We start from the raw sequence: 23,283 nt of genomic DNA, 5'->3' as shown, positions 1-23,283 counted from the left end.
CTATCTGCCATTTTTATCGGGATATCGGTTTATGAGCGCTCCTCGTGAAACCATCGCCGCCGTCGCCACCGCCCAGGGCCGTGGGGGCGTCGGTATCGTTCGTATTTCCGGGCCACTGGCGCGTCATGCGGCACAGGCCATCAGTGGTCGCGAGCTGAAGCCGCGTTTTGCCCATTACGGTCCGTTTCTCAGCGCCGAGGATGAAGTCCTGGATGAAGGTATTGCCCTGTATTTCCCAGGGCCCAACTCCTTCACCGGTGAAGACGTGCTGGAACTGCAAGGCCACGGCGGACCGATTGTCCTGGACATGTTGCTGCAGCGTTGCCTGCAACTGGGTTGTCGTCTGGCCCGGCCAGGGGAGTTCAGCGAGCGCGCGTTCCTCAACGACAAGCTCGACCTGGCCCAGGCCGAAGCCATTGCCGACCTCATCGAGGCCAGCTCCGCGCAAGCCGCACGCAATGCCCTGCGTTCTCTGCAAGGGGCGTTTTCCCAGCGTGTGCATAACCTCACCGAACAATTGATTGCCTTGCGTATCTACGTCGAAGCGGCGATCGACTTCCCGGAAGAGGAGATCGATTTCCTTGCCGATGGCCATGTGCTGTCCATGCTCGATGCAGTGCGCAAGGAGTTGGCCAAGGTATTGCTTGAAGCTGGGCAGGGCGCGTTGTTGCGCGATGGCATGACCGTGGTCATCGCCGGCCGTCCGAATGCCGGCAAGTCGAGCCTGCTCAATGCATTGGCCGGTCGTGAAGCCGCGATCGTCACCGAGATCGCCGGCACCACCCGGGACATCCTGCGCGAACATATCCACATCGATGGCATGCCGCTGCACGTGGTCGACACTGCGGGTCTGCGCGATACCGATGACCAGGTCGAGAAGATTGGCGTGGAGCGGGCGTTGAAGGCGATCAGCGAAGCCGACCGGGTGTTGCTGGTGGTCGACGCTACGGCCCCTGAAGCCCTTGATCCATTTGCCCTGTGGCCTGAGTTCCTGGAACAGCGCCCAGAGCCGGGCAAAGTCACCCTGATCCGCAACAAGGCCGACCTCACGGGTGAGGCCATTGGGCTGCAGGTCTGCGACGATGGGCACGTCACCATCAGCCTCAGTGCCAAGTCGGCAGGTGAAGGCCTGGAGCTACTGCGTGACCACCTCAAGGCCTGCATGGGCTACGAGCAGACCTCAGAAAGCAGTTTCAGCGCCCGTCGCCGTCACCTTGAAGCCTTGCGCCATGCCAGTGACTCCCTGGAACATGGGCGTGCGCAGCTGACATTGGCCGGCGCCGGCGAGTTGTTGGCCGAAGATTTGCGCCAGGCACAGCAGTCACTGGGTGAAATTACCGGTGAATTCAGCTCAGATGACCTGCTGGGCAGGATCTTTTCCAGCTTCTGCATCGGTAAATAACGCTCCCTTCCCAAGATAGGAGCCTGCGATCTAGTCATCTTTTGATGCTTCTACCCGTGCTTGCGTCTCTCTCGGGCGGATGAATCGTTAAAAGATCGCAGGCTTTCACCTGCTCCTACCGCTGTTAATCCATTTTTCTTCTTCCGTTGCCATGGGATTTTTTCGCCAGGGTGGTTTTCCCGTGGGCGAGATTTGCCTTTTTACGGTTTTTCTGTGGATTAAGCCCTGTGAATAACTGCCACTAAGGTCAGTTGATAACAGGGCCTGAAAACTGAGTAAAACTGCCTCTGTGGATAACCACCTCATTCATCCACAGGCTTAGACCGGTTATCCCATGCCCTCAAGGCCACATGACCACAGACTTTCAAACCGCTGTACACATTGTAAATAAAGGCTTGTAGGATTCTATCCACAGAAATGTAGCTGTATAGAAATAAACATAAAAACAAAGATCTTATAAATTTCTTTCTTTTTAATTTCTATTGTTCGTGACTTACCCACAGCTGGTTAAATTTTGTGCAAAGGGTTCTTTAGGAAGGGCGAAGTCCCTATACTTGTCGACCAGGTCCAAAAACCTGAGCTCAAACCATTTCTGAATTACCTAACTGAAGCAGGCACGAGGTGCGTGGTGGATTTCCCTTCCCGTTTTGAAGTGATCGTCATCGGCGGCGGTCATGCCGGTACCGAGGCAGCACTTGCATCAGCACGTATGGGGGCAAAAACCCTGTTGCTGACGCATAACGTGGAAACCCTCGGTGCCATGAGCTGCAACCCCGCAATTGGCGGGATCGGCAAAAGCCACCTGGTCAAGGAAATCGACGCCCTCGGCGGCGCGATGGCCATGGCCACCGATAAGGGTGGTATCCAGTTTCGCGTGTTGAACAGCCGCAAAGGCCCAGCCGTGCGCGCTACTCGCGCCCAGGCCGACCGCGTGTTGTACAAGGCAGCGGTTCGCGAGATTCTCGAGAACCAGCCGAACCTGTGGATATTTCAACAGGCAGCGGACGACCTGATCGTTGAGCAGGAGCAGGTACGCGGTGTTGTCACCCAAATGGGCCTGCGTTTCTTCGCCGACTCCGTGGTTTTGACGACCGGTACTTTCCTCGGTGGACTTATCCACATCGGTTTGCAGAATTTTTCCGGCGGTCGCGCCGGTGATCCGCCGTCGATTGCCCTGGCTCACCGTCTGCGTGAACTGCCGCTGCGCGTGGGTCGCTTGAAAACCGGTACGCCACCGCGCATTGATGGCCGATCTGTGGATTTCTCGGTGATGACCGAGCAACCCGGTGATACGCCGATCCCGGTGATGTCGTTCATGGGCAACAAGGAACAGCATCCCAAGCAGGTCAGTTGCTGGATTACCCACACCAACGCCCGTACCCACGAAATCATCGCCGCGAACCTCGACCGTTCGCCGATGTATTCCGCTGCCGGTGAGATCGAAGGCATTGGTCCGCGTTACTGCCCATCGATCGAAGACAAGATCCACCGCTTTGCCGACAAGCAAAGCCACCAGGTGTTTATCGAGCCGGAAGGTCTGACCACCCACGAGCTTTACCCGAACGGGATATCCACAAGCTTGCCGTTCGACGTGCAATTGCAGATCGTGCAATCGATCCGCGGCATGGAGAACGCGCACATCGTGCGTCCGGGCTACGCGATCGAGTACGACTACTTCGATCCACGCGACCTGAAGTACAGCCTGGAAACCAAGGTGATCGGCGGTCTGTTTTTCGCCGGGCAGATCAACGGCACCACCGGTTACGAAGAAGCCGGCGCCCAAGGTTTGCTGGCCGGGGCCAACGCCGCACTGCGTGCACAGGGCAAAGACGCCTGGTGCCCGCGTCGCGATGAAGCCTACATCGGCGTATTGGTCGACGATCTGATTACCCTCGGGACCCAGGAACCGTATCGGATGTTCACTTCCCGCGCCGAATACCGGTTGATCCTGCGCGAAGACAACGCCGACCTGCGCTTGACCGAAAAAGGTCGCGAGCTGGGCCTGGTCGATGACGCGCGTTGGGCAGCATTCTGCAAAAAACGCGAAAGTATCGAACTCGAAGAGCAGCGCCTGAAAAGTACCTGGGTTCGCCCGGGCACCGAGCAGGGCGATGCGATTGCGGAAAAATTCGGCACCCCGCTGACCCACGAATACAACTTGCTGAACCTGCTGACCCGTCCGGAAATCGACTACGCTGGCCTGATCTCGGTCACCGGCGTAGGTGCAGACGATCCACAGGTTGCCGAGCAGGTCGAGATCAAGACCAAATACGCCGGTTACATCGATCGCCAACAGGATGAAATCGCTCGTCTGCGGGCCAGCGAAGACACCAAACTGCCTGTGGATATCGATTACACGACCATCTCCGGTCTCTCCAAGGAGATCCAGGGCAAGCTCGGTGCAACCCGTCCGGAAACACTGGGCCAGGCTTCGCGGATTCCGGGCGTGACGCCGGCAGCCATTTCGCTGTTGATGATTCATTTGAAAAAACGCGGCGCGGGCCGTCAGTTGGAGCAAAGCGCTTGAGTTCGTTGGTCACCTTGCAACACGCCGAAGAGTTATCCACAGGTGCACGCCAGCTCGGTGTCAACCTGAGTGAAGCCCAGCACGCCCAATTGCTGGGTTACCTGGCCCTGTTGATCAAATGGAACAAGGCCTACAACCTCACCGCGGTGCGTGATCCAGACGAAATGGTCTCGCGCCATTTGCTCGACAGCCTGAGCGTGATGTCCTTCATCGAAAACGGCCGTTGGCTGGATGTCGGCAGTGGCGGCGGCATGCCGGGTATTCCCTTGGCTATCCTGTTTCCCGAGTCGCAAGTCACTTGCCTGGACAGCAATGGCAAGAAAACCCGCTTCCTGACCCAGGTCAAACTCGAACTCAAACTGGATAACCTGCAAGTTATCCACAGTCGCGTCGAAGCCTTCCAGCCTGAGCTGCCATTCAACGGGATCATCTCCCGGGCCTTCAGCAGCATGGAGAATTTCAGCAACTGGACGCGCCACCTCGGCGACACCGATACACGTTGGCTGGCAATGAAGGGCGTTCATCCCGCGGATGAGCTGGTAGCATTGCCGGCAGACTTCCACCTCGATAGCGAACACGCCTTGGCCGTACCTGGTTGCCAAGGCCAACGCCATCTGCTGATACTGCGCCGCACGGCATGATTGGGAACACAAGCAAGAATGGCTAAGGTATTCGCGATAGCGAACCAAAAGGGTGGTGTGGGCAAGACCACCACCTGCATCAACCTCGCAGCATCCCTGGTCGCCACCAAGCGCCGGGTGCTGTTGATCGATCTCGATCCACAGGGCAACGCCACCATGGGTAGCGGTGTGGATAAACACGGCCTGGAAAACTCGGTCTACGACTTGTTGATCGGCGAATGCGACCTGACCCAGGCCATGCATTTCTCCGAACACGGTGGTTACCAGCTGTTGCCGGCGAACCGCGACCTGACCGCGGCGGAAGTGGTCCTGCTGGAAATGCAGATGAAGGAAAGCCGCCTGCGCAGCGCCTTGGCGCCGATTCGCGAGAGCTATGACTACATTCTGATCGACTGCCCGCCGTCGCTGTCGATGCTCACCCTGAATGCATTGGTCGCCGCAGATGGGGTCATTATCCCCATGCAGTGTGAATACTTTGCACTCGAAGGCTTGAGCGACCTTGTGGATAACATCAAGCGCATCGCCGAACTGCTGAACCCGAACCTCAAGGTCGAAGGCCTGCTGCGGACTATGTATGACCCGCGCCTGAGCCTGATGAACGATGTTTCGGCCCAGCTCAAGGAACACTTCGGCGAGCAGTTGTACGACACGGTCATCCCACGCAACATCCGCCTGGCCGAAGCACCCAGCTATGGCATGCCTGCGCTGGCGTACGACAAATCATCGCGAGGCGCGATTGCCTACCTGGCATTGGCAGGCGAGATGGTTCGCCGTCAACGCAAAAACTCACGTGCCGCCGCTGCTCAGGCAACTTAAGGAATCCCCATGGCCGTCAAGAAACGAGGTCTCGGACGTGGACTGGATGCACTGCTGAGTGGTCCGACTGTCAGCTCGCTGGAAGAACAGGCCGTGCAGGCCGACTTGCGCGAGCTGCAGCACTTGCCACTGGACCTGCTCCAGCGCGGCAAGTACCAGCCCCGCCGGGACATGGACCCGCAGGCGCTGGAAGAGCTGGCGCAGTCGATCAAGAGCCAGGGCGTGATGCAGCCGATCGTGGTTCGTCCCATCGGCGCCGGGCGCTTTGAAATCATTGCCGGTGAGCGCCGCTGGCGCGCCAGCCAGCAGGCCGGGCAGGAAACCATCCCGGCGATGGTGCGTGACGTGTCGGATGAAACCGCTATCGCCATGGCCCTGATCGAGAACATCCAGCGCGAGGACCTCAATCCAATCGAGGAAGCTGTCGCCCTGCAGCGTTTGCAGCAGGAGTTCCAGCTGACTCAGCAGCAAGTGGCCGAAGCCGTGGGCAAGTCCCGGGTGACAGTCGCTAACCTGTTGCGCCTGATTGCCTTGCCAGAAGTCATCAAGACCATGTTGTCCCACGGCGACCTGGAAATGGGTCATGCCCGTGCTTTGCTCGGGTTACCGGAAAATCAACAGGTTGAAGGGGCGCGACACGTTGTCGCACGGGGCCTCACCGTACGCCAGACAGAAGCCCTGGTTCGCCAGTGGCTCAGTGGCAAGCCGGAGGTCGCCGAACCGGTCAAGGCCGACCCGGATATCGCCCGCCTTGAACAGCGTCTGGCAGAGCGCCTAGGCTCTGCGGTGCAGATCCGCCACGGGAAGAAGGGAAAAGGTCAGTTGGTAATCGGCTATAACTCACTGGATGAGCTTCAAGGTGTCCTTGCACACATCCGCTGAAACATTTCCTCATGTAGCGTGCAGTCGGAAATCACTACCTGACAGTTGAATAGGGGCTGAACCGCCCCTATACTCTGCGCGCATTTTGTCGGCACAAATTATGCCAAGTTATTGAATTCTGGCAGCCGACCTTTGAGGAGCAAGATCGATGGAAAGCCGCACGCCAAACCGCTTGCCGTTCCATCGCCTGGCGGTTTTTCCGGTGTTACTGGCTCAATTTGTCGTTTTGCTGCTGGCCGCTTTGGCGCTTTGGCAATGGCATGGAGTCGTAGCCGGGTACTCAGGACTCTGCGGAGGCCTGATAGCCTTGCTTCCCAATGTTTATTTCGCTCATAGGGCATTTCGGTTTTCCGGGGCCCGGGCAGCTCAAGCCATCGTCCGGTCTTTTTATGCCGGCGAGGCGGGCAAACTGATTTTGACGGCAGTGCTTTTTGCATTGACGTTCGCAGGTGTGAAGCCACTGGCGCCGTTAGCAGTCTTCGGCGTCTTTGTGTTGACCCAACTGGTCAGCTGGTTCGCTCCCCTGCTGATGAGAACAAGACTTTCGAGACCTTAGGGCGTTTGAGGCAACCATGGCAGAAACAACCGCTTCGGGCTATATCCAGCACCACTTGCAGAACCTGACCTTCGGTCAGCACCCTACCGGCGGCTGGGGCTTTGCCCACACCGCAGCAGAAGCCAAAGAAATGGGCTTCTGGGCTTTCCACGTCGATACCCTCGGCTGGTCGGTCGCATTGGGTCTGATTTTCGTACTTCTTTTCCGCATGGCGGCGAAGAAAGCGACTTCCGGTCAACCAGGTGCTTTGCAGAACTTCGTTGAAGTATTGGTCGAATTCGTCGATGGCAGCGTGAAAGACAGCTTCCATGGCCGTAGCCCGGTGATTGCACCGCTGGCACTGACCATCTTCGTCTGGGTCTTCCTGATGAACGCCGTCGACCTGATCCCGGTTGACTGGATTCCTCAGCTGGCCATGATGATCTCTGGCGATCCGCACATTCCGTTCCGTGCCGTATCGACCACTGACCCGAACGCTACCCTGGGCATGGCCCTGTCGGTGTTCGCGTTGATCATTTTCTACAGCATCAAGGTCAAGGGCATCGGCGGTTTCATCGGCGAACTGACCCTGCACCCGTTCGGCAGCAAGAACGTCTTCGTTCAAGCCCTGCTGATCCCGGTGAACTTCCTGCTGGAGTTCGTGACGCTGATCGCCAAGCCAATCTCGCTGGCCCTGCGTCTGTTCGGCAACATGTATGCCGGCGAACTGGTGTTCATTCTGATCGCTGTGATGTTCGGCAGTGGTCTGCTCTGGCTTAGCGGCCTGGGCGTAGTTCTGCAGTGGGCGTGGGCTGTGTTCCACATCCTGATCATCACCCTGCAGGCGTTTATCTTCATGATGCTGACCATCGTCTACCTGTCGATGGCGCACGAAGAGAACCATTAAGACCAGCTTAGGCTAGTCTGATGTCCCTCTCGTCTCGGCGGGAGGGGGCCCATCACGGGCACGATGAAACGATTTGTTTTACCGCTTTAATCTAAAAAACCTAAACCATACGACGTAAAAGTCGGGAGGAAAGATGGAAACTGTAGTTGGTCTAACCGCTATCGCTGTTGCACTGTTGATCGGCCTGGGCGCACTGGGTACCGCAATTGGTTTCGGCCTGTTGGGCGGCAAGTTCCTGGAAGGCGCAGCGCGTCAGCCAGAAATGGTTCCAATGCTGCAAGTTAAAATGTTCATCGTTGCCGGTCTGCTCGACGCCGTAACCATGATCGGTGTTGGTATTGCTCTGTTCTTCACTTTCGCGAACCCATTCGTTGGTCAACTCGCTGGCTAATCACTCGAACCTTCGAGTGATTGGTGTGATGTGCAACGAACGAGCGAGGTGTTGGCGTGAACATTAATGCAACCCTGATTGGCCAGTCCGTTGCGTTCTTAATTTTTGTACTTTTTTGCATGAAGTTCGTGTGGCCTCCGGTCATTGCGGCTTTGCACGAACGTCAGAAGAAGATCGCGGATGGACTGGACGCTGCCGCCCGAGCAGCTCGCGACCTGGAGTTGGCCCAAGATAAAGCGGGTCAACAACTGCGCGAAGCAAAAACTCAGGCAGCCGAAATCATTGAGCAAGCCAAGAAGCGCGGCAATCAGATCGTTGAAGAGGCTGTTGAAAAAGCCCGTATCGACGCTGAACGCGTAAAGGTTCAGGCTCAGGCCGAGATCGAGCAGGAAATCAACAGTGTCAAAGACGCGCTGCGTACCCAACTGGGTGCACTGGCCGTTGGCGGCGCCGAGAAGATCCTGGGTGCCACAATCGATCAAAACGCGCACGCGGAGCTGGTAAACAAACTGGCTGCTGAAATTTAAGCGAGGGCGATCATGGCAGAATTGACCACGTTGGCCCGACCTTACGCTAAGGCAGCCTTCGAGCACGCCCAGGCCCACCAGCAACTGGCCTCTTGGTCAGCCATGCTCGGCCTGGCTGCAGCAGTGTCGCAAGACGACACCATGCAGCGCGTGCTCAAGGCCCCGCGACTGACGAGCGCAGACAAGGCCGCCACGTTTATTGACGTGTGCGGCGACAAGTTTGATGCCAAGGCACAGAACTTCATCAACATCGTTGCCGAAAACGACCGTCTCCCGCTGTTGCCGGAGATCGCCGCTCTGTTTGACCTGTACAAGGCTGAACAAGAGAAGTCGGTAGATGTAGAAGTCACCAGTGCTTTTGCATTGAACCAAGAACAGCAAGACAAACTCGCCAAGGTTCTCAGTGCACGACTCAACCGGGAAGTGCGCCTGCAAGTTGCGGAGGATGCCGCCCTGATTGGTGGTGTCATCATTCGCGCCGGCGACCTGGTAATCGATGGCTCGATTCGCGGAAAACTCGCGAATCTTGCCGAAGCATTGAAATCTTGAGTTTGAAGGGGCAGCAGAGCAATGCAGCAACTCAATCCTTCCGAAATAAGTGAAATTATCAAGGGCCGCATCGAAAAGCTCGATGTGACCTCCCAAGCCCGTAACGAAGGCACTGTCGTCAGCGTATCTGACGGTATCGTGCGGATTCACGGTCTGGCCGACGTAATGTACGGCGAGATGATCGAGTTTCCGGGCGGCGTCTTCGGTATGGCTCTCAACCTGGAGCAGGACTCCGTAGGTGCCGTTGTATTGGGCGCATACCAGTCCCTGGCTGAAGGCATGAGCGCCAAGTGCACCGGCCGCATCCTCGAAGTTCCGGTTGGTAAGGAACTGCTGGGTCGCGTAGTCGACGCACTGGGTAACCCAGTTGACGGCAAAGGTCCGCTGAACAACACCGAGACCGATGCGGTCGAGAAAGTTGCTCCAGGCGTGATCTGGCGTAAGTCGGTAGACCAGCCTGTACAGACTGGCTACAAGGCTGTCGATGCCATGATCCCAGTCGGCCGTGGCCAGCGTGAGCTGATCATCGGTGACCGTCAGATCGGTAAAACCGCTCTGGCGATCGACGCGATCATCAACCAGAAAGACAGCGGCATCTTCTGCGTATACGTAGCGATCGGTCAGAAACAATCGACCATCGCCAACGTGGTTCGCAAGCTGGAAGAAAACGGCGCACTGGCTAACACCATCGTCGTGGCTGCGAGCGCCTCGGAATCTGCAGCACTGCAGTTCCTGGCACCGTACTCCGGTTGCACCATGGGTGAATTCTTCCGCGACCGCGGTGAAGACGCGCTGATCGTTTATGACGATCTGTCCAAGCAAGCAGTGGCTTACCGCCAGATTTCCCTGCTGCTGCGCCGTCCACCAGGCCGTGAAGCTTACCCAGGCGACGTGTTCTATCTCCACTCCCGTCTGCTGGAGCGCGCATCCCGCGTTTCGGAAGAATACGTAGAGAAGTTCACCAACGGCGCAGTGACCGGCAAAACCGGTTCCCTGACCGCACTGCCGATCATCGAAACCCAGGCTGGCGACGTTTCCGCGTTCGTTCCGACCAACGTGATTTCCATCACCGACGGTCAGATCTTCCTGGAATCGGCCATGTTCAACTCCGGGATCCGTCCTGCTGTGAACGCCGGTGTTTCGGTATCCCGTGTGGGTGGTGCCGCTCAGACCAAGATCATCAAGAAGCTGTCCGGTGGCATCCGTACCGCTCTGGCTCAGTACCGTGAACTGGCGGCATTCGCCCAGTTCGCTTCTGACCTGGACGAAGCGACCCGTAAGCAACTTGAGCATGGTCAGCGCGTTACCGAGCTGATGAAGCAGAAGCAATACGCACCAATGTCGATTGCTGACATGGCGCTGTCGCTGTATGCCGCTGAGCGTGGGTTCCTGACTGACGTTGAAATCGCCAAGATCGGCAGCTTCGAACAAGCGCTGATTGCTTTCTTCAACCGCGATCACGCCGATTTGATGGCGAAGATCAACGTGAAGGGTGACTTCAATGACGAAATCGACGCTGGCATGAAAGCCGGTATCGAGAAGTTCAAGGCCACCCAAACCTGGTAAGCCGCAGCGGGAGCCGCAAGGCTCCCGCTTGCTAACCTGATAGGTGTTACATGGCAGGCGCAAAAGAGATTCGCAGTAAGATTGCGAGCATCAAAAGCACGCAAAAGATTACCAGCGCCATGGAAAAAGTGGCGGTCAGCAAAATGCGCAAGGCACAAATGCGCATGGCTGCTAGCCGTCCTTACGCGGAGCGCATCCGCCAGGTTATTGGTCATCTGGCCAACGCCAACCCGGAATATCGCCACCCCTTCATGATCGACCGTGAAATCAAGCGCGTCGGTTACGTAGTAGTGAGCAGTGACCGTGGTCTGTGTGGTGGCTTGAACACCAACCTGTTCAAGGCCCTGGTCAAGGACATGGCGGTAAACCGCGAAAATGGCGTCGAGATCGATCTGTGTGTTGTTGGTAGCAAGGGTGCGGCTTTCTTCCGCAACTTCGGCGGTAACGTCGTAGCAGCTATCAGCCACCTGGGTGAAGAGCCATCGATCAATGATCTGATCGGCAGCGTCAAGGTGATGCTGGATGCCTACCTGGACGGCCGTATCGACCGCCTGAGCGTGGTATCCAACAAGTTCATCAACACCATGACGCAACAGCCTACCGTGGAGCAGTTGATTCCGCTGGTGGCAACCCCGGATCAAGGACTCAAGCACCACTGGGACTATCTCTACGAACCGGATGCCAAGGAGCTGCTGGACGGCTTGATGGTCCGTTACGTGGAGTCGCAGGTCTACCAGGCGGTGGTCGAGAACAACGCAGCTGAACAAGCGGCGCGGATGATCGCAATGAAGAACGCTACCGACAACGCCGGTGACTTGATCAGCGATTTGCAGCTGATCTACAACAAGGCGCGTCAGGCTGCGATCACCCAAGAGATCTCGGAAATCGTCGGCGGCGCTGCCGCGGTTTAACGGTTCAAATATTCAGAGGATCCAGCTATGAGTAGCGGACGTATCGTTCAAATCATCGGCGCCGTTATCGACGTGGAATTTCCACGCGACAGCGTACCGAGCATCTACAACGCGCTGACAGTTCAAAGCGCGGCCGCAACCACTCTGGAAGTTCAGCAACAGCTGGGCGACGGCGTGGTTCGTACCATTGCGATGGGCTCCACCGAGGGCTTGAAGCGTGGTCTGGACGTCATCGACTCCGGCGCAGCCATTTCCGTACCAGTCGGTAAAGCGACCCTGGGCCGGATCATGGACGTTCTGGGCAACCCGATCGACGAAGCAGGTCCAATCGACACCGAAGAGCGCTGGGGCATTCACCGTCCTGCGCCAACCTTCGCAGAACAAGCGGGCGGCAACGACCTGCTGGAAACCGGCATCAAGGTTATCGACCTGGTTTGCCCGTTCGCCAAGGGCGGTAAAGTTGGTCTGTTCGGTGGTGCCGGTGTAGGCAAAACCGTAAACATGATGGAACTGATCCGTAACATCGCCATCGAGCACAGCGGTTATTCCGTGTTCGCCGGTGTGGGTGAGCGTACTCGTGAGGGTAACGACTTCTACCACGAGATGAAGGACTCCAACGTTCTGGACAAAGTGGCACTGGTTTACGGTCAGATGAACGAGCCGCCGGGTAACCGTCTGCGCGTAGCACTGACTGGCCTGACCATGGCCGAGAAGTTCCGTGACGAAGGTAACGACGTTCTGCTGTTCGTCGACAACATCTATCGTTACACCCTGGCCGGTACTGAAGTATCCGCACTGCTGGGCCGTATGCCTTCTGCAGTAGGTTACCAGCCGACCCTGGCTGAAGAGATGGGTACTCTGCAAGAGCGCATCACTTCGACCAAAAACGGTTCGATCACTTCGATCCAAGCGGTATACGTACCTGCGGATGACTTGACTGACCCGTCGCCAGCGACCACCTTCGCCCACTTGGACGCCACCGTCGTTCTGTCCCGTGACATCGCTTCCCTGGGTATCTACCCAGCGGTAGACCCACTGGACTCGACTTCGCGTCAGCTGGACCCGAACGTGATCGGTCAGGACCACTACGACACCGCTCGCGGCGTACAGTATGTTCTGCAGCGTTACAAAGAACTGAAGGACATCATCGCGATCCTGGGTATGGACGAGCTGTCGGAAGCCGACAAGCAGTTGGTAAACCGTGCTCGTAAGATCCAGCGTTTCTTGTCGCAGCCGTTCTTCGTGGCTGAAGTCTTCACCGGTGCCTCGGGTAAATACGTTTCCCTGAAAGACACCATTGCTGGCTTCAAAGGCATCCTCAACGGTGACTACGACCACCTGCCAGAACAAGCGTTCTACATGGTTGGCGGCATCGAAGAAGCGATCGAGAAAGCCAAGAAACTGTAATCCAGGCGCCCGGCGACGGGCGCTAATTTAGGTTGAGGCAATCAGATGGCTATGACAGTCCATTGCGACATCGTCAGCGCGGAAGGAGAAATCTTTTCCGGTCTGGTCGAGATGGTGATTGCGCACGGTGCACTGGGTGATCTTGGTATCGCCCTGGGTCACGCGCCGCTGATCACTAATCTGAAACCGGGTCCGATCCGCCTGATCAAGCAAGGCGGGGAAGCCGAGGTGTTCTACATCTCCGGTGGTTTCCTCGAGGTTCAGCCGAATATGGTCAAGGTACTTGCCGATACCGTGCAACGTGCTGCCGACCTGGATGAAGCCTCCGCTCAGGAAGCCGTCAAGGCTGCCGAGAAGGCCCTGCATGAGCGCGGCGCCGAGTTCGATTACGGCTCTGCTTCCGCACGTCTGGCCGAGGCTGCAGCTCAGCTGCGCACCGTCCAGCAGATCCGCAAGAAGTTCGGCGGCTAATCGCCTCCCGCTTGTTGTGTGATTGATTAAAAAGGGTAGCCTCGGCTACCCTTTTTATTTTTTGCAATTCACCTCTTGGTCGCAGCCGCTGACCACCCAGGATTGGTAGCCAGTCATGTCACTAGAAATCGTTATCCTCGCCGCAGGTCAAGGCACCCGCATGCGTTCAGCCTTGCCCAAAGTACTTCATCCTGTGGCGGGCAACTCGATGCTTGGCCATGTTATCCACAGCGCCCGGCAGCTTCAGCCACAGCGTATTCACGTGGTGATCGGCCACGGCGCCGACGCCGTGCGTGAGCGCCTGGCGGCGGATGACCTGAATTTTGTCCTGCAGGACCAGCAACTGGGTACTGGCCATGCCGTAGCCCAGGCCGTGCCGTTCATCACGGCCGATACCGTATTGATTCTCTACGGCGATGTGCCGCTGATCGAAGTCGAGACCCTGCAACGCCTGCTTACCCACGTAGCGCCGCAGCAATTGGGCTTGTTGACGGTCGAGCTGGATGACCCGACCGGTTATGGCCGGATCGTGCGTGATGCGGCGGGCAAGGTCACCGCCATCGTCGAGCAAAAAGACGCCAATGAGACCGAGCGGGCCATCACCGAAGGCAACACCGGGATTCTCGCGGTGCCTTTCGAGCGTCTGGGTGACTGGATGAGCCGGTTGTCCAACAACAACGCCCAGGGCGAGTACTACCTGACTGATGTGATTGCCATGGCCGTCGGCGATGGCCTGGTGGTGGCTACCGAACAACCCCACGACGCCATGGAAGTTCAGGGCGCCAATGACCGCAAGCAACTCGCCGAACTCGAGCGTCATTACCAGCTGCGAGCCAGCCGTCGACTGATGGCCCAGGGGGTGACATTGCGCGATCCGGCCCGGTTTGATGTGCGTGGCGAAGTGACCGTCGGTCGGGATGTGCTGATTGATATCAACGTGATTCTCGAGGGTCGCGTGGTCATCGAGGACGACGTGGAGATCGGCCCGAACTGCGTGATCAAGGACAGCACCCTGCGCAAAGGCGTGGTGGTCAAGGCCAACAGTCACATTGATGGCGCGGTTCTGGGTGAAGGCAGCGATGCCGGCCCGTTCGCCCGCTTGCGTCCGGGCACGGTCCTGGAAGCGCGGGCCCATGTGGGTAACTTTGTCGAACTGAAAAATGCCCACCTCGGGGAAGGAGCCAAGGCCGGTCACCTGACCTACCTGGGTGACGCTGAAATCGGTGCGCGCAGCAACATCGGCGCAGGCACCATTACCTGCAACTACGACGGCGCCAACAAATGGAAAACCGTGTTGGGCGAAGACGTGTTCATTGGCTCCAACAACTCCCTGGTTGCGCCTGTGGATATCTCTGCCGGTGCAACCACCGCAGCTGGGTCAACGATCACCACCAATGTGGATAAGTTCCAACTGGCAGTGGCCAGGGCCAGGCAGAAAAATATCGACGGTTGGAAACGCCCGGAGAAGATCAAGAAGGTCTGAGTTATCCACAGGCTCATGATCCACTTTATTCGCGGGCAAGCCTGCTCCTGGTAGGAGCAAGGCTTGCCCGCGAAGCTTTTTTCTTCTGCCCGCTTGACGAAGTTTCGCTGATAGGTTTTTATTGCTTTCGTTATCTTTCGAAACGAAACTTACCAATCCATGTCGAAACGCAACACGCCCCTACGCCGACACAATATCCTTGCCTTGCTCACCGAGCAGGGTGAAGTCAGTGTGGATGAGTTGGCCAAACGCTTCGAAACCTCGGAAGTGACGATCCGCAAGGATCTGGCTGCACTGGAAAGCCATGGCCTGCTGCTGCGGCGTTATGGCGGCGCAATCACCATGCCCCAGGAGCTGGTCAGCGATCCCGGCCAGCCGGTTTCCCAGTACAAACAGGCCATCGCTCGCGCCGCCGTGCAGCGGATTCGCGAGCATGCGCGCATCATCATCGACAGTGGTAGTACCACAGCAGCGATGATTCCCCAGTTGGGCCTGCAGCCCGGTCTGGTGGTCATGACCAACTCCCTGCATGTGGCCAACGTCTTGAGCGAGCTGGAACATGAGCCCGTGCTGTTGATGACTGGCGGAACCTGGGACCCCCATTCCGAGTCATTCCAGGGGCAGGTGGCCGAGCAGGTCCTGCGCTCCTACGATTTCGACCAGTTGTTCATCGGTGCCGACGGCATCGACCTGGTGCGCGGTACCACCACCTTCAATGAGCTGCTCGGCCTCAGCCGGGTCATGGCCGATGTGGCCCGCGAAGTGATCGTGATGGTCGAATCCGACAAGATCGGACGCAAGATCCCTAACCTGGAGCTGCCATGGAGCAGCGTCCATACCCTTATTACCGATGACCGCCTGCCCATCGAAGCGCGCGATCAGATTCAGGCCCGCGGCATTCACTTGATTTGCGCGGCAGTCAGCCAGGAGAAATAACATGTGTGGAATTGTTGGCGCAGTAGCGGAACGTAATATCACCGCCATTTTGCTCGAAGGCCTCAAGCGCCTCGAATACCGCGGCTACGACAGCGCCGGTGTGGCAGTCTTCACCAACGACAATACGCTGGAGCGTGTGCGTCGTCCGGGCAAGGTCAGTGAGCTGGATCAGGCCCTGGAAACCACACCACTGGTCGGCCGCCTGGGTATCGCCCACACCCGCTGGGCAACTCACGGCGCCCCGTGCGAACGTAATGCCCACCCGCATTTCTCCGGCGACCTGGCGGTGGTGCACAACGGGATCATCGAGAACCACGAAGTCCTGCGCGAACAACTCAAGGACCTGGGTTATGTGTTCACCTCGGACACCGATACCGAAGTCATCGCCCACCTGCTCAACCATAAGCTCAAGGATCAGCCTGACCTGACCGTTGCCCTCAAGGCCACGGTCAAGGAACTGCACGGAGCCTATGGCCTGGCTGCAATCAGCGCCCAGCAACCGGATCGCCTGGTTGCCGCCCGCAGTGGCAGCCCGCTGGTGATCGGCCTCGGCCTGGGCGAGAACTTCCTCGCCTCCGACCAACTGGCCCTGCGTCAAGTCACCGACCGCTTCATGTACCTGGAAGAAGGCGACATCGCCGAAATCCAGCGTGACCGTGTGCAGATCTGGGATGTCGACGGCAAGGCCGTGGAACGCGAGTCGGTGCAGTACCGCGACAGCGCCGAATCGGCCGAGAAGGGCGAGTACCGGCACTTCATGCTCAAGGAAATCCACGAGCAGCCGTCCGTGGTCCAGCGCACCCTGGAAGGGCGCCTGAGCCAGAACCAGGTACTGGTACAGGCCTTCGGCCCGCAAGCCGCCGAGCTCTTCGCCAAAGTGCGCAACGTGCAGATTGTTGCCTGTGGCACCAGTTACCACGCCGGCATGGTTGCCCGGTACTGGCTCGAAGAGCTGGCGGGGATCCCGTGCCAGGTCGAAGTCGCCAGCGAGTTCCGCTATCGCAAGGTGGTGGTGCAACCCGACTCCCTGTTCGTGACCATCTCCCAGTCCGGCGAGACCGCCGACACCCTGGCCGCCCTGCGTAACGCCAAGGAACTGGGCTTTCTCGCCAGCCTGGCGATCTGCAACGTCGGTATCAGCTCGCTGGTGCGTGAATCCGACCTGACCCTGCTGACCCAGGCCGGTCGTGAAATTGGCGTGGCTTCGACCAAAGCGTTCACCACCCAACTGGTCGGCCTGTTGCTGTTGACCCTGTCCCTGGGTCAGGTCCGCGGCACCCTCGCCCCAGGCGTGGAAGCCGAACTGGTCGAAGAACTGCGTCGCCTGCCAATTCGCCTGGGCGAAGCCCTGGCCATGGACGGTATCGTCGAGAAAGTCGCGGAACTGTTCGCCGAGAAGCACCACACGCTGTTCCTGGGCCGTGGCGCACAGTTCCCGGTGGCGATGGAAGGGGCGCTCAAGCTCAAGGAAATCTCCTACATCCACGCCGAAGCCTACCCGGCGGGCGAGCTCAAGCACGGCCCATTGGCCCTGGTCGACAACGATATGCCAGTGGTCACCGTGGCGCCGAACAACGAGCTGCTGGAGAAACTCAAATCCAACCTGCAGGAAGTTCGCGCCCGTGGCGGCCAGTTGATCGTGTTTGCCGACGAGAAAGCCGGCATGAGCAACGGCGAAGGCACCCACGTGGTGAACATGCCGCACATTCACGACATCCTGTCGCCGATCCTCTACACCATTCCGTTGCAACTGCTGTCGTACTACGTCGCCGTGCTCAAGGGCACTGACGTCGACCAGCCACGCAACCTGGCGAAGTCGGTGACTGTGGAATAAGTTATCCACAGCGAAATAAAACATGGATTTCAGACAATAGTTTTTGACACGATGCCTAAAGCCTCTGATTTCAGGGGCTTTTTCTTTTTATGTCCTCCACTATATGTCCGATTTTGGTTTGTGATCTTGCCGAAGGCCTATGTGGATGGGGGGGGACGCTTGCCTTGATTTGGCTGTTGAGTCGGTCTAACTGTTACCGAAACATCGTGATCTTGATCAGCTCGCGGAAACGCGAGCACGGTGTGTATCTCGCCGATGTATAAAATACCGCGCTGACGTTTACACGCTATGTCCTAACAGTCAAAAGGACGTGACTCTTTTATTTAAGTTGGAGTTGTTCCAGTAGTGTCCTTGAATAATGGTCAGGGTTGCAGTCATGGGATACCCATTGCCTGCGCAGCATGTCAAATTTGAATGGCAATTTGCGTTATCACGGGAGGGTAGCGAAGTGTTGGATTTGAAGGATGAAAGCCAGCTTAAGGCAGCCTGCGAAGCGCTCGTACATCAAGAGCTGTCCAGGCCGGGAAATCAGCAGTGGATTGCTGAGCTTCTTGAGTGGATGGAGCGCGTTCGAGACGTGACCCGCGAAGAGTTTTTGACTGAGCAATTCCAGCTCGCCCTCTGGGATAACGAGGCGGTCACTTCCACCGGGATGGGCCAGGTCGACATTTCTAATGTGGCCCGTACCCAGGCGATAGCTGAGCAGCTATGGGACCTCAAGACCGGTTTTTCAGCCGCACCTACGGAGGCGGAAAAAGAATCGTTGATACAGGCCGCAAGATCGTCAGTTTCGAAGTCTGTCGGTCTGCTCACCAAGCGCAACCCAAAGCTCAAAATGTACCGGGTGTTTGCACTGTTGTGTCCGGGTGCCTTCACGACAATCGCGCACTATCGCAAGCTTAAAGAACTTGGAGCGTTACTTGGCATCCCTGTTCGGGGTGAGGCACGGCCTGTATTGCACAAGCTGGTGTTGAATCGTATCGAAGAAATCTTGGGGCCGGTGTCAGATCATCTATCTAAAGAGGGTGCGGCACGGTTGGCATTACCATGGATGCTGTACGTTCATTATGTACAGAGCCCCGAGTTTGAACCCACTGAGGTATCAGACCCTGTTACCGGTAAGGAGAAACTGAACCCGCTTCCGGCTGCGCGCAGGAGGCGGGGCATGCTCTCCATTGGGGGCGGGACTGAAACGATTCGGGCAATGATCGAGTTTGCGCTGGAGGGCTGCACGCGGGAAGACTTTATTGAGCATATGCAGTCACTGCACCAGGCGGCCAAAAAGTCTACTTTGAATACCCAGTTCAATGCACTGATCGCTGAGTGGGGTGTCATCAAAACAAACGGCAGCGACCTTGTGCTGACGTCCCGAGGAGAGGCCTTTCTGGAGTCTGGTGACCCTGATGAGGTTCTAGATTTGATGATCACCCGGATCTTGGGTTTCGATTACTTGCTCCATGCGCTGGCTCAAGGTCCGCGTACTATCCGCGAAGCAATTCTGATATTGCGCACAGCCAATCCTGGTTGGACCAAAGATTTTGGTCCAACTAGCTTGATTAACTGGTTCAAACACTTGCAGTTGGCGCACATTTTCGACAAAGAACTGCACCTCACGGGTACCGGGCAGGAATGGGCTCAGCGAATTGACTGGGAGCCTCAGGCACTGCCGGCCGCAGAGGTGCCCGATGCCGTGTTGTTACCGGAGAGTCTCAAGGCGATTCCCGCAACGTCGGTGGTAAGGCCTTCATTGCATCAAGTCATTGACGGCTTTTCGAAAGATTTTCCGTTCAAAAAAGAGCTGATTGCACAGCTTGATGCTGGATTGTGGAGTCACAAACGACGACACCTTGCGGTGCTGACGGGGCTCAGCGGCGCAGGTAAAACGCAGTTGGCCCGAGGTTATGCATTGAGCTTGTGGCAACTCGAAGCCAGCCCCGAAGAAGGACTACTAATAGTGCCAGTCCAACCGGGTTGGCACGACTATTCCAACCTGCTGGGCTACGTCAATCCGCTCGACTCGGAGTCGTACGTGCGCACGCGATTTCTGGATTTTCTCCTGCAGGCCAGTTCGGACCCGGGCAGACCCTATACGCTGGTACTGGATGAGATGAACCTGTCCCACCCAGAGCAGTATTTGGCACCATTGTTGTCTTCGATGGAGACGGGAGATGCAATTGAGCTGCACGGTCAGGCCGATGAGATCAATGGTGTTCCTTCCTGCATTCCTTATCCCAGTAACTTGGTAATCATCGGGACGGTGAACATGGACGAAACCACTCACGGGCTGAGCGATAAGGTTTTAGATCGGGCCACCGTGATTGAGTTCTGGGATATCGATGTTGACAGCTATCCTGGCTGGAAGACGAGCGGGCTCAGCGATGATCAGTGTTCGACCATTCGTGCACTGATGAACGCATTGATGGAGGTGCTGCGCCCCGCCCGCATGCATTTTGGGTGGCGTACATTGAGCGACGTATTGGGATATGTGGAGCAAACCGAGGCCTGCGGGGTCATCGGTTTTGAACATGCACTGGATCACGTCGTTTATGCCAAGCTGCTGCCCAAGCTCAGAGGTGAAGATAGCCCGCGCTTTCAGGAAGTATTTGTTGCCCTCAAGAAGGTCTTGGAAGGCAGGGGGCTGACCGACTCGCACCGAAAAGTCCGGGACATGCATGAAGATCTAATGCACACCGGTTCAACGCGATTCTGGCGGTAACCATGCCGGTCATTCAGTGTTCGACTGCCAAAGGCGTACAATTTGCAGTTGTGCGTGGTGAGATCACCTCGGGATTCTCCGAGCGCTTAACCTACCACTTCAGCGCGACGAAGGGCTGGTCGTTGTTCGTCGACGATGTGCGACTGGAGCTAATTCAAGTTGCAGGTGCGTCTGTATGGTGCTGGTCGCCTGGGTTCTACGCAGGAGAGGTCTGCGCTGAGCTCTTTGATGATCAAGATAAATATGTAGGGCACTACCGCTTGGATGTCGCACCTGACTCCAGCAAGCTGGGAGGTGAGACATTCGCGGCCATGCTGGAGGCTATTCAGGGGTTTGATCCTGTCTTGCTGTTCGGTACCGAGGAGGCTCAACGAGGTATTGGCAGTGAAAATGATATAACTACTCCCCACCTTCAATATGCGCGATTGCGTCGGTATGGTGATCGGCTGCTGGCAGGTCTCAAGCAGGTAACCCACAAACCTTTAACGTCCTTGCGCCGTCAGCGGCAACCTGTCAGTGCCCATCAGATCAAAAGTCTGGATGGTTCTGCGATTCGTAAGGCGCTTCGCAATCCATCAGGGTTGGCGTTGTTACACCCGGGGCCTATTGAGAGACCACCTCTCAATACTGTTTATTTCGATGTCTCAAAAGCCTACGAGGATCAGGACAACCCGGCGAACCAAGCGATGGGGCTAGTACTGTCTGAGGTGATACGGCGGTGTCGGAAGGTCAGCAGTGCTTTGGCGACAGTGGCGAGCAAGACCCGTGTTAGTGAAACTCGATCGCCATTGACGCCCCGCTTGGGGCGACGGATTGCGTATCTGGCCGCTTTGCAACGAAAGCTTGAGCTTCTGGAGCGTGCTCAGCCATTCAGAAACCTGAAGTCTCGGCGTCTGTCTGCAGCGGGATTGAATGCGATCTCTGCCCATCCGGCTTACGCGCGGGCGTATCGTTACGGCTGGTATGCCCTGCGCTCTGGTATCAGTGGAGAGGTCGGGGAGGAGTCTTTATGGATCAGTCCCACCTGGGAAATCTATGAGCGTTGGTGCTACGTGATGGCGGTGAGCGCGCTCAAGCAGCTGTTGCCTCATTTCGAGTGGAAGTGCAGTCGCTTCAAAACCACTGATCGTGTGCTATGGCGCGCCAAGCATGAGGGGGTCACGCTTGATATTTGGCTGCAGGTTGTATGCCCGGCAGTCGACAAAAGGCCTTACAACGACTTTTCGAGTCTGTCTCGACGTCGAGTTCCTGACATAGCCATCACCCTATCGGATGTAACAGGCCCGCAGCGTTTTATAGTTTTAGACGCCAAGTATCGCTCAAGTCGTTTCGGTGTGCTGGACGGGATGAAGTCAGCGCATTTGTACCATGACAGCTTACGCTGGCTGGGGCGTAAGCCGGACGCTTCTTTGCTTGTGATTCCGCGGGGCGGGGCGGTACGACAGTTGGAGGATATTGAGTTCCAGCAACAGCATGGCGTAGGTGTCATTGTTATGGGGACACAATTTGATGCAGAGGCCGTAGGTAAACGTCTGAGTCAAATGCTGGGCATTTTTATGTGTTGAAACCAACGCTACAAGTTCGGTGACCAACAGATGTGATAGGTGGTTTGTGTTGGCGCTGGTGCGTTTTTGACCCAGAGGGAGTGCATAGATAATCTTGGCCTAAGGTTTAACTTTTGTTGACCACAACGCAGGAGCCGGCTGGGTCTGTCCCACCGCCTCCTGCCTTTCGCAACTGGCTTCGCTCCTACCCTTGACCGTCCAACGGGCCGGGATCCTCGCACCTGATGGACGAACACTGAGCAAAAGGCGAAGTTACAGGTGGAAATCGCCCGCCGCCTCCGGCTGGTAAAGCACTTTCCTGATTTCAATCCGGCGGGTTCGGTCAGAAATTCGCCAGTCGATGGCGTCCCCCTCCTGATAGCCCAGGATGGCGGCGCCGATGTCGGAATACACGGAATGCTTCCCTGCGTTGCTGTCCGCGTCTTCGGGGTAGACCAGGACCACTTCGATCTCTTCGTCGTCCAGCTGCAGCAAGGCCCTGGAGTTCATCGTGACGACATTGCACGCCACCTGCTGCGGCTTGACGACAATGGCTCGCTCAAGCTCATGTTCGAGTTCAACCACGGTCGGGCCTTGCTCGAGCACGATTAGACTCTCGAGCCTGGCCTTGTCGATTTCAGTGATGTAGATCCTGGTGGAGTCGTCAACGGCACCTTCGCGCAAGCGCTGGAGGTAGCGCCCCGCCGTCATGGAAAATGACTTCAATGTCGGCGTTTCGCTCTCAAGCACAAAGCCGCTGCGCAAAAAGGCTTTCAGCGAGCGCGCGTTGTCCGGGTGGATCTTGGCGATGAGTTTCTCGGCCCGCATGTCGAGGAAGGCCAGTTTCATGCCTTCGCGGATCGTGCGGGCGCCAAGGTTTCTGCCCCATTTGTCGCTGTCTCCGATGACCAGGACTATCTCGCAATTTGAGCCGGTCTTGATCAGACGGACAAAGCCCACCGGGGCGTCATACCGGTCATAGGCCATGAAGAATCGGCCGCCCCGGTTGAATAGATGGGTCAGGATCGGCGATTGAGTCCGATCGATGACTTGCTCGATGGAGCGGGAAACATGACGCGAATCGCTCAGATAACAGGTGACGCGCTCATCCTCCAACCAATCCATCAGCGTCAGTGCGTGCGCCCGAGTAATTTCAGGGCACAGCGAAATGAAAGGCTTGTTCATCTTCACCACATTTATTTGTAAAGGATGAAAGCCCTTCATGGCTATGGCCATGA

The 23,283-nt window shown here is 57.1% G+C and carries 20 protein-coding genes; 19 read left to right on the top strand and 1 reads right to left on the bottom strand.

Translation table 11 applies throughout. The features are described 5' to 3' along the window. Window positions 1-31: 31 nt before the first annotated feature. The 19 genes from mnmE (at window position 32) to CKW24_RS02345 (ending at window position 22,066) form a co-directional block, all read left to right on the top strand. Entirely contained in the window at window positions 32-1,402 is a 1,371-nt protein-coding gene (mnmE, locus tag CKW24_RS02435) for a tRNA uridine-5-carboxymethylaminomethyl(34) synthesis GTPase MnmE (RefSeq protein WP_095165070.1), read from the top strand. A 628-nt stretch (window positions 1,403-2,030) separates the two neighbouring features. Further along, on the top strand, window positions 2,031-3,929 hold the full coding sequence (gene mnmG / locus CKW24_RS02430) for a tRNA uridine-5-carboxymethylaminomethyl(34) synthesis enzyme MnmG (RefSeq protein ID WP_095165203.1): 1,899 nt from the start codon (window positions 2,031-2,033) through the stop codon (window positions 3,927-3,929). Continuing rightward, window positions 3,926-4,570 carry a 16S rRNA (guanine(527)-N(7))-methyltransferase RsmG gene (gene rsmG / locus CKW24_RS02425; RefSeq protein WP_095165069.1) on the top strand — a complete coding sequence of 215 codons (645 nt, stop codon included), beginning with the start codon at window positions 3,926-3,928 and terminating at the stop codon, window positions 4,568-4,570. The genes mnmG and rsmG overlap by 4 nt, the downstream gene beginning before the upstream one ends. An 18-nt stretch (window positions 4,571-4,588) precedes the next feature. Next, the gene (locus CKW24_RS02420; protein ID WP_095165068.1) at window positions 4,589-5,386 is read left to right on the top strand and encodes a ParA family protein; all 798 of its coding nucleotides are present in this window, start codon (window positions 4,589-4,591) and stop codon (window positions 5,384-5,386) included. Between the two features lie 9 nt (window positions 5,387-5,395). Continuing rightward, window positions 5,396-6,268, top strand: a complete 873-nt coding sequence (locus CKW24_RS02415) for a ParB/RepB/Spo0J family partition protein (RefSeq protein WP_095165067.1) — start codon at window positions 5,396-5,398, stop codon at window positions 6,266-6,268. Window positions 6,269-6,416: 148 nt separating this feature from the next. Next, a complete protein-coding gene (locus CKW24_RS02410; RefSeq protein WP_095165066.1) occupies window positions 6,417-6,824 on the top strand; it encodes a F0F1 ATP synthase subunit I in 408 nt (135 codons plus the stop codon). Window positions 6,825-6,840: 16 nt separating this feature from the next. Then, the gene (gene atpB, locus CKW24_RS02405; RefSeq protein ID WP_095165065.1) at window positions 6,841-7,710 is read left to right on the top strand and encodes a F0F1 ATP synthase subunit A; all 870 of its coding nucleotides are present in this window, start codon (window positions 6,841-6,843) and stop codon (window positions 7,708-7,710) included. A gap of 133 nt (window positions 7,711-7,843) precedes the next feature. Next, entirely contained in the window at window positions 7,844-8,101 is a 258-nt protein-coding gene (atpE, locus tag CKW24_RS02400; protein WP_002555987.1) for a F0F1 ATP synthase subunit C, read from the top strand. Between the two features lie 56 nt (window positions 8,102-8,157). Continuing rightward, window positions 8,158-8,628, top strand: a complete 471-nt coding sequence (locus CKW24_RS02395) for a F0F1 ATP synthase subunit B (RefSeq protein WP_095146191.1) — start codon at window positions 8,158-8,160, stop codon at window positions 8,626-8,628. Between the two features lie 12 nt (window positions 8,629-8,640). Continuing rightward, the gene (locus tag CKW24_RS02390; protein WP_095165064.1) at window positions 8,641-9,177 is read left to right on the top strand and encodes a F0F1 ATP synthase subunit delta; all 537 of its coding nucleotides are present in this window, start codon (window positions 8,641-8,643) and stop codon (window positions 9,175-9,177) included. A 21-nt stretch (window positions 9,178-9,198) separates the two neighbouring features. Further along, window positions 9,199-10,743, top strand: coding sequence for a F0F1 ATP synthase subunit alpha (atpA, locus tag CKW24_RS02385; RefSeq protein ID WP_095165063.1), 1,545 nt, complete (start codon window positions 9,199-9,201; stop codon window positions 10,741-10,743). A 50-nt stretch (window positions 10,744-10,793) separates the two neighbouring features. Next, entirely contained in the window at window positions 10,794-11,654 is an 861-nt protein-coding gene (atpG, locus tag CKW24_RS02380) for a F0F1 ATP synthase subunit gamma (RefSeq protein WP_042556891.1), read from the top strand. Between the two features lie 27 nt (window positions 11,655-11,681). Further along, window positions 11,682-13,061: a F0F1 ATP synthase subunit beta gene (gene atpD, locus CKW24_RS02375; protein WP_095165062.1), complete on the top strand. Its 1,380-nt coding sequence runs from the start codon at window positions 11,682-11,684 to the stop codon at window positions 13,059-13,061. Window positions 13,062-13,106: 45 nt separating this feature from the next. Next, window positions 13,107-13,532: a F0F1 ATP synthase subunit epsilon gene (locus CKW24_RS02370; protein WP_095165061.1), complete on the top strand. Its 426-nt coding sequence runs from the start codon at window positions 13,107-13,109 to the stop codon at window positions 13,530-13,532. Window positions 13,533-13,647: 115 nt separating this feature from the next. Further along, window positions 13,648-15,015, top strand: coding sequence for a bifunctional UDP-N-acetylglucosamine diphosphorylase/glucosamine-1-phosphate N-acetyltransferase GlmU (gene glmU / locus CKW24_RS02365; protein ID WP_095165060.1), 1,368 nt, complete (start codon window positions 13,648-13,650; stop codon window positions 15,013-15,015). Between the two features lie 159 nt (window positions 15,016-15,174). Then, window positions 15,175-15,951 (top strand): DeoR/GlpR family DNA-binding transcription regulator, encoded by a 777-nt coding sequence (locus CKW24_RS02360; protein ID WP_095165059.1) that lies wholly within the window; start codon window positions 15,175-15,177, stop codon window positions 15,949-15,951. Window position 15,952: 1 nt separating this feature from the next. Beyond that, complete coding sequence (glmS, locus tag CKW24_RS02355) at window positions 15,953-17,785, top strand: glutamine--fructose-6-phosphate transaminase (isomerizing) (RefSeq protein WP_095165058.1); 1,833 nt, start codon at window positions 15,953-15,955, stop codon at window positions 17,783-17,785. 376 nt (window positions 17,786-18,161) lie between these two features. After that, window positions 18,162-20,501 carry an McrB family protein gene (locus CKW24_RS02350; RefSeq protein WP_177440553.1) on the top strand — a complete coding sequence of 780 codons (2,340 nt, stop codon included), beginning with the start codon at window positions 18,162-18,164 and terminating at the stop codon, window positions 20,499-20,501. A gap of 2 nt (window positions 20,502-20,503) precedes the next feature. Beyond that, complete coding sequence (locus CKW24_RS02345) at window positions 20,504-22,066, top strand: DUF2357 domain-containing protein (RefSeq protein WP_095165057.1); 1,563 nt, start codon at window positions 20,504-20,506, stop codon at window positions 22,064-22,066. A 252-nt stretch (window positions 22,067-22,318) separates the two neighbouring features. Here CKW24_RS02345 and CKW24_RS02340 read toward each other — a convergent pair whose 3' ends face one another. Further along, window positions 22,319-23,281 (bottom strand): bifunctional GNAT family N-acetyltransferase/nucleoside diphosphate kinase regulator, encoded by a 963-nt coding sequence (locus CKW24_RS02340; RefSeq protein ID WP_177440551.1) that lies wholly within the window; start codon window positions 23,279-23,281, stop codon window positions 22,319-22,321. Window positions 23,282-23,283: the final 2 nt, after the last annotated feature.

It is taken from the genome of Pseudomonas sp. Irchel 3H3, from assembly GCF_900187635.1.
In the GTDB taxonomy this organism is placed as follows: domain Bacteria; phylum Pseudomonadota; class Gammaproteobacteria; order Pseudomonadales; family Pseudomonadaceae; genus Aquipseudomonas.
The sequence above is the reverse complement of the archived record's forward strand: the minus strand, read 5'-3'. Positions and strand labels throughout refer to the sequence as shown.

Coding starts and splice junctions, on each gene's coding strand:
- mnmE (WP_095165070.1), top strand. CDS start 32: ATGAGCGCTCCTCGTGAAACCATCGCCGCCGTCGCCACCGCCCAGGGC.
- CKW24_RS02340 (WP_177440551.1), bottom strand. CDS start 23,281: ATGGCCATAGCCATGAAGGGCTTTCATCCTTTACAAATAAATGTGGTG.
- CKW24_RS02390 (WP_095165064.1), top strand. CDS start 8,641: ATGGCAGAATTGACCACGTTGGCCCGACCTTACGCTAAGGCAGCCTTC.
- atpA (WP_095165063.1), top strand. CDS start 9,199: ATGCAGCAACTCAATCCTTCCGAAATAAGTGAAATTATCAAGGGCCGC.
- CKW24_RS02370 (WP_095165061.1), top strand. CDS start 13,107: ATGGCTATGACAGTCCATTGCGACATCGTCAGCGCGGAAGGAGAAATC.
- CKW24_RS02410 (WP_095165066.1), top strand. CDS start 6,417: ATGGAAAGCCGCACGCCAAACCGCTTGCCGTTCCATCGCCTGGCGGTT.
- CKW24_RS02420 (WP_095165068.1), top strand. CDS start 4,589: ATGGCTAAGGTATTCGCGATAGCGAACCAAAAGGGTGGTGTGGGCAAG.
- atpG (WP_042556891.1), top strand. CDS start 10,794: ATGGCAGGCGCAAAAGAGATTCGCAGTAAGATTGCGAGCATCAAAAGC.
- atpE (WP_002555987.1), top strand. CDS start 7,844: ATGGAAACTGTAGTTGGTCTAACCGCTATCGCTGTTGCACTGTTGATC.
- atpB (WP_095165065.1), top strand. CDS start 6,841: ATGGCAGAAACAACCGCTTCGGGCTATATCCAGCACCACTTGCAGAAC.
- CKW24_RS02360 (WP_095165059.1), top strand. CDS start 15,175: ATGTCGAAACGCAACACGCCCCTACGCCGACACAATATCCTTGCCTTG.
- glmU (WP_095165060.1), top strand. CDS start 13,648: ATGTCACTAGAAATCGTTATCCTCGCCGCAGGTCAAGGCACCCGCATG.
- atpD (WP_095165062.1), top strand. CDS start 11,682: ATGAGTAGCGGACGTATCGTTCAAATCATCGGCGCCGTTATCGACGTG.
- CKW24_RS02345 (WP_095165057.1), top strand. CDS start 20,504: ATGCCGGTCATTCAGTGTTCGACTGCCAAAGGCGTACAATTTGCAGTT.
- CKW24_RS02350 (WP_177440553.1), top strand. CDS start 18,162: ATGGGATACCCATTGCCTGCGCAGCATGTCAAATTTGAATGGCAATTT.
- glmS (WP_095165058.1), top strand. CDS start 15,953: ATGTGTGGAATTGTTGGCGCAGTAGCGGAACGTAATATCACCGCCATT.
- CKW24_RS02415 (WP_095165067.1), top strand. CDS start 5,396: ATGGCCGTCAAGAAACGAGGTCTCGGACGTGGACTGGATGCACTGCTG.